Genomic DNA, 12,783 nt, shown 5'->3' on the forward strand with positions numbered 1-12,783 from the left:
GGAGTGTGCATTGAAGTACCATGATTTGCGCGAGTTCATCACGGCTCTTGAGGCCCAAGGCGAACTGAAGCGAATTACCGCTGAAGTTGATCCCTATCTGGAAATTACCGAAATCTGCGACCGCACGCTGCGTGCCGGTGGCCCGGCGCTGCTGTTCGAAAACGTCAAGGGTCACGACATGCCGCTGCTGGGCAACTTGTTCGGCACGCCCAAACGGGTAGCGCTGGGCATGGGGCAGGAGTCGGTCGAGGCGCTGCGCGAAGTTGGCAAGCTGCTGGCCTTTTTGAAAGAGCCCGACCCACCCAAGGGACTTAAAGACGCCTGGAGCAAGCTGCCCATCTTCAAGCAGGTGCTCAGCATGGGCCCCAAGCAGGTCAAGCGCGCGCCGGTGCAGGAGATTGTGTTCGAGGGAGATGAGGTCGACCTGGGTCGTCTGCCCATCCAGCACTGCTGGCCTGGCGACGCAGCGCCGCTGGTGACCTGGCCGTTGGTGATCACCCAGGGGCCGCATAAAAAGCGCCAGAACCTGGGGATCTACCGCCAGCAGAAGATCGCCAAAAATCGCCTGATCATGCGCTGGCTATCCCATCGCGGCGGAGCGCTGGATTTTCAGGAATTTCAAAAGGCGCACCCGGGCGAGCCGTTCCCTGTGGCGGTCGCCCTCGGCGCCGACCCGGCGACCATCCTGGGCGCAGTGACCCCGGTACCCGATACACTGTCCGAGTATGCCTTTGCCGGGTTGTTGCGTGGTTCGCGTACCGAGCTGGTGAAATGTGGTCACGCCGAACTGGACGTGCCTGCCTCGGCGGAAATTATCCTCGAAGGCTTCATCTATCCCGACGATATGGCGCCCGAAGGCCCCTACGGGGATCACACCGGGTATTATAACGAGGTCGACCACTTCCCGGTGTTTACCGTGACGCGCATGACCATGCGCCGTGACGCAATCTATCATTCGACCTACACCGGCAGGCCACCGGACGAGCCCGCCATCCTGGGCGTGGCGCTCAACGAAGTGTTTGTGCCCATTCTGCACAAGCAATTCCCTGAAATTATCGACTTCTACCTGCCCCCTGAAGGCTGTTCCTATCGCATGGCGGTGGTCACCATGAAGAAACAGTACCCCGGCCACGCCAAGCGCGTGATGATGGGGGTATGGAGTTTTTTACGCCAGTTCATGTACACCAAGTTTGTTATCGTGCTGGATGATGATGTGGACGCGCGTAATTGGGAAGATGTCATGTGGGCCATCACCACGCGTATGGATCCGGCCCGTGATACCGTCATGGTGGAAAACACCCCGATCGATTATCTCGATTTTGCGTCTCCCGTGTCGGGGCTGGGGTCGAAAATGGGCCTGGACGCCACCAACAAGTGGCCGGGGGAAACCGATCGTGAGTGGGGCACGCCCATCGTGATGGATGAAGATATCAAGGCCCGGGTCGATGCGCGTTGGGAAAGCCTGGGTATCGATATTCCCTTGCCGTCACCGCGCAAAGGCAGCGGCGCTTAGCCAGTATCCCGACTGATTTTTAACCAAAGAGGCTTTCATGAGTGCAAGGATGTTGACTTGCCAGGTCACGGCCGTCGAGGACCTCAATCCCGACGTATTCGGTGTCACCCTTGAAGGGCGCGCCGAGGCCATGCAGCACGCGCCAGGACAATATTTAGAGCTCAAGCTCGATGAGTCGACCTGGGTACCCTTTTCGATCGCCAGCGCCGAGCGTGGCGACGGTATCCTGGAGTTGCACATTCAGCACTGGCCTGAGCGAGAAAACTCGGCGCGTCTGCGGGAGCTTTTGCAGGTCGCCAATCAACTGACCGTGCGGCTCCCCGGTGGGGATTGCGTTCTGGATGCCCAAAGCACACGCCCGCTATGGTTGATTGCGGCAGGTACCGGCTTCGCGCAAATGAAGGCAATCATTGAAGCATCGCTGAAAACCCAGCCTGAGCGCCGGATCTCGCTGTGGTGGGCGGTGCGTGAGCATCGCGATCTGTACGCCGAGGTGCTGGCCTGCGACTGGGCACAGCGTTATCCCAATGTCGACTTTCAGGCCGTCACCGAGTTTCCGCTGACGGAACCGATGGCCGCCGGCGAGCGCATTAGCCACCATCAGGGGCGTATAGACCTGGCGCTAGAACAGGCATCCATGACGCCCAGCGAATGGGACGTCTATATTTCCGGCTCGCCCGGTATGGTTTATGCCTGCATGGACGTGCTGGAGCGCAAGGGACTCGCTGAGGACCGGGTGTTCTCAGACGTGTTCTCCTACGCACCGCGCAACCAATAGCCCTTGGCGACGAGTTGCTATTCGCGGCGCATGCAGGCAAGATAAGTTCATAGATTGCAACATTCGGCCCGCATCCGGCCAATATTTTCATCGGGACGCTTTATGTCATCATCACGCGCTACATTAACGACTGATCGCCTGCCAGGAATGGCGGGTGGAAGCTGCGTGCAAGGCGTCCTTGGTTATGGCTATTGGTTTAGCGACGGTGTGCCGATGGCCGACGCCTAACGTCGCGCCTGCAGGCACACCCCAAGGGTTGCCTGCCGACTGCAAAGAAGCCCCGGCTGGTAACCCCACCGGGGCTTCTTGCGTTTCGAGCGTTCTTTCTTGTTCACAGGTATTTCATTAAGGAGCTGACCCATGACCTATCGCGATTTTGTCCACACCATGGTGAACCGCTATCCCGGCTACCGCTATGGCTGGCGATTTAGCGACGCGCGGTCGGTGACAGCTGCCACCTCCGACTGTGCCCTGGCAGGTGGCGCGCTGGATACACGATGTCATGGTCGATGTCAGACCCCTACGGAGAGTTAACCCAATGAATGCCACTGCAAGCTCGATGCTCAATACTGCTGCTACCTCTACTGCCATAAGCGAGTCCGCCGCGATGCTGCCGACGCCTCTCGAATTACGTCGCGACCTGCCACTCGATGGCGCCCTTGACGAACAAATTGCCGACCAGCGCCGCGCTGTGCAGCGTATTCTTACCGGTCAGGACGACCGTCTGCTGGTGGTTGTCGGCCCCTGCTCGGTGCATGACCCCGCTGCCGCGCTCGAGTACGCTGACCGCCTGGCCGCCTTGAGTGACGAGGTAAGCGACTACCTCCTGCCGGTAATGCGGGTGTACGTCGAAAAACCGCGTACTACCGTCGGCTGGAAAGGGCTGGCGTACGACCCGCATCTGGATGGCCGAGGCGATATGGCACAGGGGCTAGCGCTTTCCCGTGAGCTGATGCAGGGAGTGGCAAGGCGAGGCTTACCCGTCGCGACGGAACTGCTCCAGCCCATGCTGGCACCTTATCTACAGGATGTCCTCAGTTGGGTTGCCATCGGCGCGCGTACCACGGAATCGCAGCTGCACCGTGAGCTTGCCAGTGACCTGACAGCGGCAGTCGGCTTCAAGAACGCCACGAGTGGTGATGTCCAGGTAGCGATCGACGCCATGCAGGCGGCAGCGCATTCGCATCAGCGGTTTGCCCTGGATGACGAGGGCCGTCCGGTCATGCAGCAAACGGCAGGCAACCCGCATACCCATGTGGTGCTGCGTGGCGGCCATGGCGAACCCAATTACCAGGCCCACCATGTACGTAAGGCGGTTAACACACTGCGTGAAGCCGGGCAGAACCCGCGTTTGATGGTTGACTGCAGCCACGCCAATGCGCGTAAGGACCACCGTCGCCAAAGCGAAGTCATGCTTGATGTGCTCGCCCAGCGCCAAGCGGGTGAGGCCAATCTGGTCGCGCTCATGCTGGAAAGCCATCTGTTTGAAGGCAAGCAGCCGTTAAAGCCTGGTGCCATGCGTTACGGCGTATCGGTTACCGATGCCTGTGTGGGCTGGGAAACCACCGAGCACCTGCTGAAAACCGCCGCGGAGCGGTTGGCATAGGTCCCTAACACAATGACTTGTTTGCCCTGGCCAGCCCCGTATCATGGGTGGATGTCACTCTTTTCCCGTTTGTGAGGTTGGCCATGGTGTTTACCCTAGAGCCCTACGATTCCCATACCTATCGCCGCAAGGCGCGTATGATCACTTTCATCATGGTCGGGCAACTGCTGATTTTTGGCCTGCTGTTTGCCATGCTGCTGACCGCCACCTTTGGTCAGAGTTTAGGGCTGAACGTATTAGGCGGCATACTGGGGCTGCTGGCCACCAGTGCCATGTTTGCAGCGCTGCGCGACCGGCCGTGGATGCAGGAAGTAGGCTATGTATGGCAGCTCAAGCAGCACCTGTCGCGGATCAACAGCCATCTGCCGGCACTACGTCAGGCGATGCAGGAAGATAACCGCACGGCGCTGGATATTCTGGCGTTTTATCATCAAGGGTTGGCGCAACTGGCCGAGTTCAATGGTCGTGCGCCCAGTGATGACGACGAACGCCAGCGAGTTAACGAGCGGCGCGAGGCACTTGCCTTGCCACTCCAGGTCGAGCAGTTTGATCCTCAGGATTTACATGCCTTTAAACGCGGCTAATTTATCTATCCGTTACGTCAGGAGTGTACCGTCATGATGACACCGTCACGGTTTTTTGTATTAGGTTGTGCTTTTGTAGCGATCAGCGGTTGTGCTGCCATGGAGTCGCCTACGAGCGCCGAAAGGACGAAAGACAATGCTGGCGGGGATGCCAAAGCCCCCTTGTTCCCGTCAGCCCTGTTTTCCGGTCAGGCCGAACAGTTCGACGCCTGGCACTGTCGCCCGGCGAATCAGCATTTAATCACGGCGGTCGATGGTGACGTGCTACGGCTCTGGTCCTTGCACGGGGCCTGGCGCTTGCCGCAAGCGGTTGTCGCCAGTGGCGCCCGCTACCAGGATGGCGAGATCAGCTTCTGGAACCGCGGTGAACAGGCGCTGGTAGAAACGCCGCGCGGTCAACTCAAGTGTGACCTGGCCGCCCGACGGGAGGCTTCGACCCGTAGGGACCATCCCGGTGTCATGTTCCGTGGTCAGGGCAACGAGCCCGGCTGGACGGTAGAACTTGCCCATGACGCGCCCAAACTTACACTATCGACCGACTACGGCGAGAACGTTGAAACGCTGCCCTACATGGTCAGCGTGATGGATAACGACGCTGGGCGTGTAGTGCTTGAGAATGCCAATGCCGACGATTTTTTCCGGGTGCGTATTGAAGCCGGTGCCTGCTTCGACGGCATGAGCGGTCATCCTTTCCCGGCGCGGGTAACGCTCACCATGGATGGTGAGCAGTACAGTGGGTGTGGTCAGGGGATCGCACCGTCAGCCTAAGGGTTGTTGGATGACGCGCAAGGCAGTGCAAGAGGCTCGGGCTGCCATTTGGGCATGACAAAGGTAGTGGCGCAGAGCGCATCGCGATTGCCCGCTGCGCGAGCTGCCAGGCGTGACAGCGTTGTGGCGTCTAGGTCTCGCTCGCTGGCAATTTCCACGCTGATGGCGACCGGCTGCCAGGCATTGTTCTGGCGGGTGGCGAGGCTGAAGTTGAACGGATGATACCCGGGAAAACCCAACCGAAGATCGGTGGCCAGCAGGGTGAGCTGACCATCGATGGAGCGCATCTCGTAGCGTAAAAACGGTCCGGCAAACCACGCCAGGCGCTGACCCGCCCGGCTATCAAGCGCAACGCTTTCCAGCGTCGCGCCCCGGCGCAGCGGTTCAAGTGTCGGGGGCGCGGCGCGATCAAAAACGCTCACCAGACTTTCATGGTAGCGATCACCGTCAACCACAGTGGCACGCCACAACAGAATATTGAACGGTGTCGGCTGTACCAGGATCGGCGCGTCCTCAAGCCCCTGCTCAGCGAGTACGGGGGCAAGCCGATGCTCAACGGTCAGCTTTGCGCTGAAAGCCAGTAACAGGTAAACGCAGGATATTCCCAGTCCCCAGGCGCACCAGTGCCGTACCCGGCGGGTAAGCAGGGCGATGACAAGGCAGGCGAGCAGAGTGAGCGAGTAAAAGGGGTCAATAATGAAGACAATCGGCCAGGCCACCGGTGGGGACTCAAGTGGCCAAAAAAGCTGCGTACCATAGGTGGTCAAGGCATCCAGAAGCGGGTGAGTGATCAGGACCAGACCGAAGAAAGCGCTCCATCGAGCAAGCGGTATATCGCTAGCGGGCGCAACGCGAGCACTGACGAGTGCCAGTAAACCGGCAAGTCCAGTGAGCACAAAAAGCGAATGACTGAAGCCGCGGTGCTCGGTGACGTTGGCGACTGCATCGCCGTAGTCGATCATCACATCGAGGTCGGGCAGGGTGCCTAGCAGAGCGCCGAGGATAACCGCTTTGCAGCCTAGCCGACGCCCTAAAACGGCGCCCCCAACGGTTGCACCCAGCGCTGCCTGTGTGACTGAATCCAAGGGTGTTTCTCCGTTATCATGTTGGTGTTACAAGCGTACTGTTAAAAGCAATATCTGTATAGATATTGTATAATTCATGGCGCTGATTCGTGGATTATGCCTAGCGCACATTGGCAGCCGCAAAAATGCGGTTGGAATGCTAAGCTGGGTGCGTTTGCATTAATTTCGTCACACGACGCAACAAGGAGAGATGGCATGCAATACCTGCACACAATGGTACGCGTCAGTGATCTTGACGCATCGCTGCACTTCTACTGTGAGCTGCTGGGACTCAAGGAAGTCCGTCGTAAAGAAAACGATAAGGGCCGTTTTACGCTGGTGTTTCTTGCCGCGCCGGAGGATGAAGCACGCTCTTCACGCCTCACCGCGCCGGAAATTGAACTGACTTACAACTGGGACCCCGAAGAATATACCGGCGGCCGCAACTTTGGTCACCTGGCCTACCGTGTGGACGATATCTATGCGCTTTGTCAGAAGCTCCAGGACAATGGGGTGACCATCAATCGCCCGCCCCGCGATGGCCACATGGCGTTCGTCAAGTCGCCGGACGGTATCTCGGTTGAGCTGTTGCAAAAAGGCGATGCGCTGGCACCGCAAGAGCCTTGGGCCTCCATGGAAAATACCGGCAGCTGGTAATTGAGCGATAAGGACAGATCATCATGACCATCAAAAACTGGCGGTTACTGCCATGGCTTGCTTCGGCAGCGCTATTGCTGAGTGCCTGTAGCAGCGCGCCGGGGCCAAGTTCCGCGCCAGACCCGGAACCAGGCGGAGACTCACTTTCCGGACCGGTCATCGAGCAGCGCTGGAACCTGCTACTGGTTGGCACCAACGAGCGGTTGTCGATGCCTGACACCCCGTTCTTTGAAATTAGCCGTGACGGTAGCGTGCGTGGCCACGATGGCTGCAATCGTTTTACCGGTGAAGCCACACTGGGTGGCAACCAGCGTATCGAGTTCAGCGAGCTGGCCACTACCCGTATGGCCTGTCCGCAAATGGGCGATGCAGAGAAGGTGACCGATATGCTGGAGACCGCTTATCGTTACCTGATCGACCATGACCGGCTGGTATTTTTCGGTCCGGACAGTCGCGTGCTGGGCGGCTGGCGCCAATCGAACTGATTTAATCAGTCCTCAAAAGGCGGGTTGAAGCGGCCGATAAAGCGCGCATCAATCCGCTTCTTCCAGTGCCATACCCACCTCCCGGAAACGCCCATGGCGCCCCGGCTGGCAATGGCCCGGCCACCACCGGTGCCGATCAGCGCCAGCACACGTTTGGGTGGCTGCCAGGCTGACAAGGTTTCTCCGCGGCATGCCGCACGCAGGTTACCTGCCAGGCGTGATCCCATACGTACTGCATAAACGCCCGCGTTGGGTAACGGCGGATCAAAGGCGGTGCAGTCGCCGGCCGCCAAGATGGTCGGGTGGCCGACCACTGCCAGGGTCTTTTCCACCTGAATAAACCCCTGCGTATCCAGCGGCAGTCGGGTATCAGAAAGCCAGCGGTGGCCGACAGCCCCGGTGGCCCAGAGCACGATATCCGCCTCGATGTGTTTGCCTTCGTGAGTCACTACGCCGCCGTCCACCAGCGCTTCGCCGCGTACGCGGGAGTGAATCCGAATGCCTGTCTTGGCTAACGCCCGTTGCATCAGCCAGCGTGGCAAGCGCCCAGCCTCGGGGAGCAGCTTTGGCGACGCGCTGAGCAGATGACCCTGCCAGCTAACGTCCGGGCGCTGATGGCGGAGTTGTTCCATCACGCTCATCAAGGTTTCGCAGCCCGCCGCGCCGCCGCCTACGCCTACCACCCGCTGGCTTGCGCCGGGGGGCAGCTGTTCGACATCATCGCGCAATGCCTGCCAGCGGTAATGGAGTGAGCTGAGCGGGCGCATGGCCAGCAGCTGGGGTAGGTGTTGGCCATGCTGCTCGGGGAGTGTCAGCGTCGACCCCACATTGAGCGAGGCCACGTCAAAGTGCAGTACATCGCCGTTGGCCAGGGTGACCTGACGTGCCGACGTGTCCAACGTCACCGCCGGAGAGTCGATAAAACGTGCCCCGGCCCGCTGGCAAAGTGCTGCCACGTCAATCTGTGTCTCGCGCAGTGTACATTCGCCAGCCAGCCAGGCCGGTACGCTACCGGAATAGGCCGCCAGCGGACTGTCGCTGACCACGGTGATGGCGAGCTCGGCTTCTGGCTGTTTGGCAAAGGCTTCCAGCACAAAGGCGTGGGCATGCCCCGCACCGATCAGTAAAAGATGCTGCATGCCAATGGCCCTCAAAACGCGAGTGTATTGAAACGATATGTTGTCTTAACAGATCATAACCTGATTTTTACCCGCTGTTTTAGCAAGATACATGCCCTTATCCACTCGCTCTAACAATTGACGGGGGCTCTCATCTGTTCGAATGGTCGTAAGCCCTGCACTGATGGTCACGGAATCCGGAATCGCAAACGAGTGTTGTTCGATATGACGGCGGAGTCGTTTGGCGATGCAAACCCCTTCGTTCAGTGTCACGTCAGCAATGATCACGATAAACTCTTCTCCGCCCCATCGGCCCAGGTGGTCGTTGCTGCGCAACGTTTGAGTCGCTAAACGTGCGATTTCTCGAAGTATGTCGTCTCCCGTGGGGTGGCCATAGGTATCGTTGATACGTTTGAAGTCATCAATATCAAACATCAACACCGCACAGGTCGCGTTGGAAGCGCACAATTCGTCAATAACGAACTCGGTATAGTAGCGATTCCAGCATCGAGTGAGCAGGTCGGTGTGAGCAAGGCTTTCCAGTCGCTGATTGGTTTTGCGCAACTGGCGGTTAACGTTTACGACGTCCAGGGCCGTAATCGCAACGGCCAGGTCATCGGCGAGCTCCAGCACCATGGACGCTTCAATCGGCAACCAGAAAGTGAGCTGGGCGATAGAGGTGACGTCACCGGGCGTCACCATGGCGTGTTGTCGGAAAATCAACAACCAACCCAGGTGGTTACTGGTCAGGTTTAAAGGGGCGGCAAGCCCTCCCTGGCAATCACCGTCTAATTCGATCGTGCTGTCCTGATCGGTTGTCGTATCCAGGTCCCCCAGTTGCTGAAAAATCTGCTGGCGATCTGGGCATTCCCCGAAATAATAAAGCTCGCCCTTGTGGGTCAAGGCGATACCGTTTGCTTGAAAGATGTCACACCAGCCGTGACCATGACGCTGTAAAAAATCGGCAAGGCTCGTTAGCCGTTTTATGTCACGAGACAGTAGACGGCGGCGAGCTTTGAGCCCAAGCTGACGCTCGGCCATGTGTTTTGCCTTCAGCAGGTTCAGCCGCTGAGCGGCGATATCGATAAGGACGGTTACCCACTGCAAGGCGTCTTCCGGTGGGGCAGTCGGGAGTCCTATGTAACCCCAGACGTCATGCTCGCCTTTTAATTCATAATGGTGATAGTGGGACGTCCGTAATTCATCCTGTGAGCGAAAGGTAAGCAGTTGCCCGTGAGACGCCATGGTACTGACTGCGGGGTAACAATAGGTCAGGCGAAGCTCTCCTGAATCTAATCGTCGGTAAAGCGCGATGGGTTGGTGGTCCGCCAACTCATGGAGCGTTTTAGTAAGCCTTTCAAAAAGCTCCTGAGGCGTTTTCGATGAGCTGATGAGGTCTAATGCGAGACACAGATCATCGAATGTACTGCCTGGTTTATTGGCTGGTGTAGAAGGTACGCCACTCATACGGAATGACTCCTAAAGCACGGTGCCCCCCTAACCGCCAGGTCGTGCCTTGGTATGGGTGAAACGATGGGCTGGAATTGAAGTATCGATTCAATCAAAAGGTTAACCGTTATTCAACTATTATTGAATAATCGCTTCACATTGGCGGCATGAATGAAAAACAGATGTTCGCCGAGCGATTGAAAAACGCCATGCAAGCTGCCGGGTACGATGTACGCTCCTCTGTTCTGGAGCGTGAATTCAACCTGCGCTATTGGGGAAAGCCGATTACGTATCAGGCGGTCAGACGCTGGCTGCGCGGCGATTCCATTCCCAGCCAGGAAAAACTTCAGGTATTGGCGCATTGGCTGGCCATTGATCCTCACCAATTACGCTATGGAGCTGGGGGACAAGCGTCCATCAAGGAGCCGTCTGGTGTTTGGGAGACTTCTTCCAGCAACGAAGAGCGGCGCTTATTAGCGTTATATCGCCGCTTGCCCTCCGAGCAACGTAAGGTCGTTCTAGAAGTGATGGATACGTTTGCGAAAGCCTATTCAACGACAGATAGCCCGACTAAATAGGTGGTGTCTTGAGCGATCTTCCGCTACGACTCACCGCGTCGCCAGTTGAAGTAGCGCTTTAACAAACTGAGCACCCGTTCGGGTTTGTGGGCGTTCTTCCACACGCCCGCCGTCGCCTTGGCGGCTTCGCCCAGGGTCGGGTAAGGGTGGATGGTGCCCAACAGCTTGTTTAGACCCAGGCCGTGTTTCATGGCGAGGGTGAACTCACCCAGCCATTCGCCGGCATTTTCGGCCACGATGGTCGCGCCAAGAATCCTGTCTCTGCCCGGCACGGTGAGCACCTTGATAAACCCCTGGGTGGCGCCTTCGGCAATCGCCCGGTCACTGTCTGCCATGGCGTAGCGGGTTACCTCGAAGGCGATGTTTTTCTCCCTGGCTTCCTTCTCGTTGAGGCCGACTCGCGCCACTTCGGGCTGGACGTAGGTGACGGCGGGCATAAAGCGGTAATCCACGGCAAAGCTTTTCAACTCGCCAAACAGCGCGTTTACCGCTGCGTGCCAGGCCTGGTGAGCGGCCGCGTGAGTCAACTGGTAGGGCCCGGCGAGATCCCCGCAGGCCCAGATATTCGGCAGTCGGGTTTGCAGTCGCTCGTTAAGCTCCAGTGTACCGGAAGGGGTTGTGGAGACGCCCAGTGCCTCAAGGCCCAGCCCTTCAATGTTGGCTTGGCGGCCGACACTCACCAGCAGATAGTCAAAGGCCAGTATCGAGCGCTCTCCCTGATGCTCCACGGCAAGCTGGTAGCCTGACGTGTCGTTGAGAACTTCCAGTGCCTTGGTGTCGGTCATCACCGTCACCCCTTCGTCCGTCAGGGTGTTTTCGACGGCTTCGCCGACCTCCTGGTCCTCCCGACCCAGCAACTGGTGCATGCCTTCTACCAGCGTGACCTGGCTGCCCAGGCGGGCGAAGCTCTGGCTAAGTTCACAGCCGATAGCGCCGCCACCGAGTACCACCAGGCGTTTAGGCAGTTCTGTCAGTGACCATAGGTTTTCAGAGGTGAGTACGGGCGCGTGCTCAATGCCCGGTAGCGGCGGCACCTTGGGGCGGGCGCCGGTGGCCAGCACGATATGGCGGGCAGTAACGGTTTGAGCACCGATTTGAACTTCCCAGGGCGACGTCAGAGTGGCGTGGTCCTGATACACCTCAACGCCCAGATCGGTATAGCGCTCGACGCTGTCGTGGGGTTCGATATCGCGAATAGCCTGATGCACATGCCCCATGACCTTGGCGAAATCAATCTGCGGTTCGCTTGACGTCACGCCAAAGCGTGGTGCAGTGCGAATCTCGTGGGCGGCGCGGGCGGCCCGAATCAGTGCCTTGGACGGTACGCAGCCAGTATTCAGGCAGTCGCCACCCATCTTGTGTTTTTCAACCAATGCCACCCTGGCGTTGACGGCGCTGGCGATATAGCTGGTCACCAGACCGGCCGAGCCGCCGCCAATCACGACAATGTCGTAGTCAAAATGTGCTGGCCGATTGAACTCTTTGTAGGCTTTTCGTTTCTGTACCAGCAGGACAATGCGCCGCGCGATCCAGGGAAAAATCGCCAGGAGTGCAAAGGACGCCAGCAGCGTTGGTGAAATAATGCCGCCGAGGCTCTCAAGCTCCCCCAACTGGCCGCCGGCATTGACGTAAATGGCAGTGCCGGGAAGCATGGCGACCTGGCTCACCCAATAAAACGTCACGGTCTTGATGCGCGTCAGGCCCATCACCAGGTTGATCATGAAAAACGGGAACACTGGCACCAGACGCAGGGTGAAAAGGTACAGGGCACCGTCCCGCTCGACCCCGCGGTTCACCGATTCGAACTGACGCGGAAAGCGCTTTTCAATCGCCTGGCGGAATAAAAAGCGCGACAGCAAAAACGCCAGCGTAGCGCCCAATGTGCTGGCAAATGAGATGATCAATAGCCCCCAGCCGAGCCCGAACAGCGTGCCACCCAGTAGTGTCAGCAGCGTTGCCCCGGGCAGCGACAGCGCGGTCATCACCACATACACGGCGAAAAAGATGCCCGCTACCTGCCAGGGGGATTGACTGAACGCCGCCTGAAAGTCGCTCTGGTAGGCTTTGAGGGTATCGAGGGTGAACCACTGGTGGGCACCGGTCAGAAAGAAAGCCCCGATGGCCACGATCAGTAAGGCTGCCATCAGTATACGTTGTCGGGTCACGGTCATCTCCAGGAAAGC

14 protein-coding genes are annotated in these 12,783 nt (G+C 58.5%); 10 read left to right on the forward strand and 4 right to left on the reverse strand.

Features of this window, described 5'->3' with window-relative positions; all coding sequences use genetic code 11:
* Positions 1-10 precede the first annotated feature (10 nt).
* The 7 genes from ubiD (at position 11) to QC816_RS17065 (ending at position 5,249) form a co-directional block, all read left to right on the forward strand.
* Positions 11-1,513 (forward strand): 4-hydroxy-3-polyprenylbenzoate decarboxylase, encoded by a 1,503-nt coding sequence (gene ubiD / locus QC816_RS17035; protein ID WP_085918356.1) that lies wholly within the window; start codon positions 11-13, stop codon positions 1,511-1,513.
* Between the two features lie 37 nt (positions 1,514-1,550).
* Entirely contained in the window at positions 1,551-2,291 is a 741-nt protein-coding gene (locus QC816_RS17040; RefSeq protein ID WP_309783575.1) for an FAD-binding oxidoreductase, read from the forward strand.
* A gap of 102 nt (positions 2,292-2,393) precedes the next feature.
* Positions 2,394-2,519, forward strand: coding sequence for a hypothetical protein (locus QC816_RS17045; RefSeq protein WP_267905860.1), 126 nt, complete (start codon positions 2,394-2,396; stop codon positions 2,517-2,519).
* Between the two features lie 132 nt (positions 2,520-2,651).
* Entirely contained in the window at positions 2,652-2,825 is a 174-nt protein-coding gene (locus QC816_RS17050) for a hypothetical protein (protein ID WP_176243656.1), read from the forward strand.
* A gap of 4 nt (positions 2,826-2,829) precedes the next feature.
* A complete protein-coding gene (locus QC816_RS17055; protein WP_309783580.1) occupies positions 2,830-3,897 on the forward strand; it encodes a 3-deoxy-7-phosphoheptulonate synthase in 1,068 nt (355 codons plus the stop codon).
* 83 nt (positions 3,898-3,980) lie between these two features.
* Entirely contained in the window at positions 3,981-4,481 is a 501-nt protein-coding gene (locus QC816_RS17060) for a DUF3087 family protein (protein ID WP_085918359.1), read from the forward strand.
* A gap of 33 nt (positions 4,482-4,514) precedes the next feature.
* A complete protein-coding gene (locus tag QC816_RS17065) occupies positions 4,515-5,249 on the forward strand; it encodes an MliC family protein (protein WP_085918360.1) in 735 nt (244 codons plus the stop codon).
* Here the strand turns inward: QC816_RS17065 and QC816_RS17070 are convergent.
* A complete protein-coding gene (locus tag QC816_RS17070) occupies positions 5,246-6,334 on the reverse strand; it encodes a metal-dependent hydrolase (RefSeq protein ID WP_309783583.1) in 1,089 nt (362 codons plus the stop codon). The two genes, QC816_RS17065 and QC816_RS17070, sit on opposite strands and share 4 nt — an antisense overlap.
* A 195-nt stretch (positions 6,335-6,529) precedes the next feature.
* Here QC816_RS17070 and gloA point away from each other — a divergent pair, with 195 nt between their 5' ends.
* Positions 6,530-6,970, forward strand: coding sequence for a lactoylglutathione lyase (gene gloA, locus QC816_RS17075; protein ID WP_085918362.1), 441 nt, complete (start codon positions 6,530-6,532; stop codon positions 6,968-6,970).
* Positions 6,971-6,993: 23 nt separating this feature from the next.
* The gene (locus QC816_RS17080; RefSeq protein WP_309783585.1) at positions 6,994-7,455 is read left to right on the forward strand and encodes an META domain-containing protein; all 462 of its coding nucleotides are present in this window, start codon (positions 6,994-6,996) and stop codon (positions 7,453-7,455) included.
* Positions 7,456-7,460: 5 nt separating this feature from the next.
* Here the strand turns inward: QC816_RS17080 and QC816_RS17085 are convergent, their stop codons facing one another.
* Together QC816_RS17085 and QC816_RS17090 are read right to left on the reverse strand one after the other, a co-directional pair.
* Positions 7,461-8,594 (reverse strand): FAD-dependent oxidoreductase, encoded by a 1,134-nt coding sequence (locus QC816_RS17085; protein ID WP_309783587.1) that lies wholly within the window; start codon positions 8,592-8,594, stop codon positions 7,461-7,463.
* Between the two features lie 45 nt (positions 8,595-8,639).
* Entirely contained in the window at positions 8,640-9,818 is a 1,179-nt protein-coding gene (locus tag QC816_RS17090) for a GGDEF domain-containing protein (RefSeq protein ID WP_309783588.1), read from the reverse strand.
* 386 nt (positions 9,819-10,204) lie between these two features.
* Here QC816_RS17090 and QC816_RS17095 point away from each other — a divergent pair, with 386 nt between their 5' ends.
* The gene (locus tag QC816_RS17095) at positions 10,205-10,600 is read left to right on the forward strand and encodes a transcriptional regulator (RefSeq protein ID WP_309783590.1); all 396 of its coding nucleotides are present in this window, start codon (positions 10,205-10,207) and stop codon (positions 10,598-10,600) included.
* 23 nt (positions 10,601-10,623) lie between these two features.
* Here QC816_RS17095 and QC816_RS17100 read toward each other — a convergent pair whose 3' ends face one another.
* Positions 10,624-12,765 (reverse strand): FAD-dependent oxidoreductase, encoded by a 2,142-nt coding sequence (locus tag QC816_RS17100; RefSeq protein ID WP_309783591.1) that lies wholly within the window; start codon positions 12,763-12,765, stop codon positions 10,624-10,626.
* Positions 12,766-12,783: the final 18 nt, after the last annotated feature.

This window comes from Vreelandella janggokensis (assembly GCF_031451615.1).
GTDB classification, from domain to species: domain Bacteria; phylum Pseudomonadota; class Gammaproteobacteria; order Pseudomonadales; family Halomonadaceae; genus Vreelandella; species Vreelandella janggokensis.

What these genes read in the sequence shown, in the direction of transcription:
- QC816_RS17040 (WP_309783575.1), top strand. Translation starts at nt 1,551, where the DNA reads ATGAGTGCAAGGATGTTGACTTGCCAGGTCACGGCCGTCGAGGACCTC.
- QC816_RS17045 (WP_267905860.1), top strand. Translation starts at nt 2,394, where the DNA reads ATGTCATCATCACGCGCTACATTAACGACTGATCGCCTGCCAGGAATG.
- QC816_RS17050 (WP_176243656.1), top strand. Translation starts at nt 2,652, where the DNA reads ATGACCTATCGCGATTTTGTCCACACCATGGTGAACCGCTATCCCGGC.
- QC816_RS17055 (WP_309783580.1), top strand. Translation starts at nt 2,830, where the DNA reads ATGAATGCCACTGCAAGCTCGATGCTCAATACTGCTGCTACCTCTACT.
- QC816_RS17060 (WP_085918359.1), top strand. Translation starts at nt 3,981, where the DNA reads ATGGTGTTTACCCTAGAGCCCTACGATTCCCATACCTATCGCCGCAAG.
- QC816_RS17065 (WP_085918360.1), top strand. Translation starts at nt 4,515, where the DNA reads ATGATGACACCGTCACGGTTTTTTGTATTAGGTTGTGCTTTTGTAGCG.
- gloA (WP_085918362.1), top strand. Translation starts at nt 6,530, where the DNA reads ATGCAATACCTGCACACAATGGTACGCGTCAGTGATCTTGACGCATCG.
- QC816_RS17080 (WP_309783585.1), top strand. Translation starts at nt 6,994, where the DNA reads ATGACCATCAAAAACTGGCGGTTACTGCCATGGCTTGCTTCGGCAGCG.
- QC816_RS17085 (WP_309783587.1), bottom strand. Translation starts at nt 8,594, where the DNA reads ATGCAGCATCTTTTACTGATCGGTGCGGGGCATGCCCACGCCTTTGTG.
- QC816_RS17090 (WP_309783588.1), bottom strand. Translation starts at nt 9,818, where the DNA reads ATGGCGTCTCACGGGCAACTGCTTACCTTTCGCTCACAGGATGAATTA.
- QC816_RS17095 (WP_309783590.1), top strand. Translation starts at nt 10,205, where the DNA reads ATGTTCGCCGAGCGATTGAAAAACGCCATGCAAGCTGCCGGGTACGAT.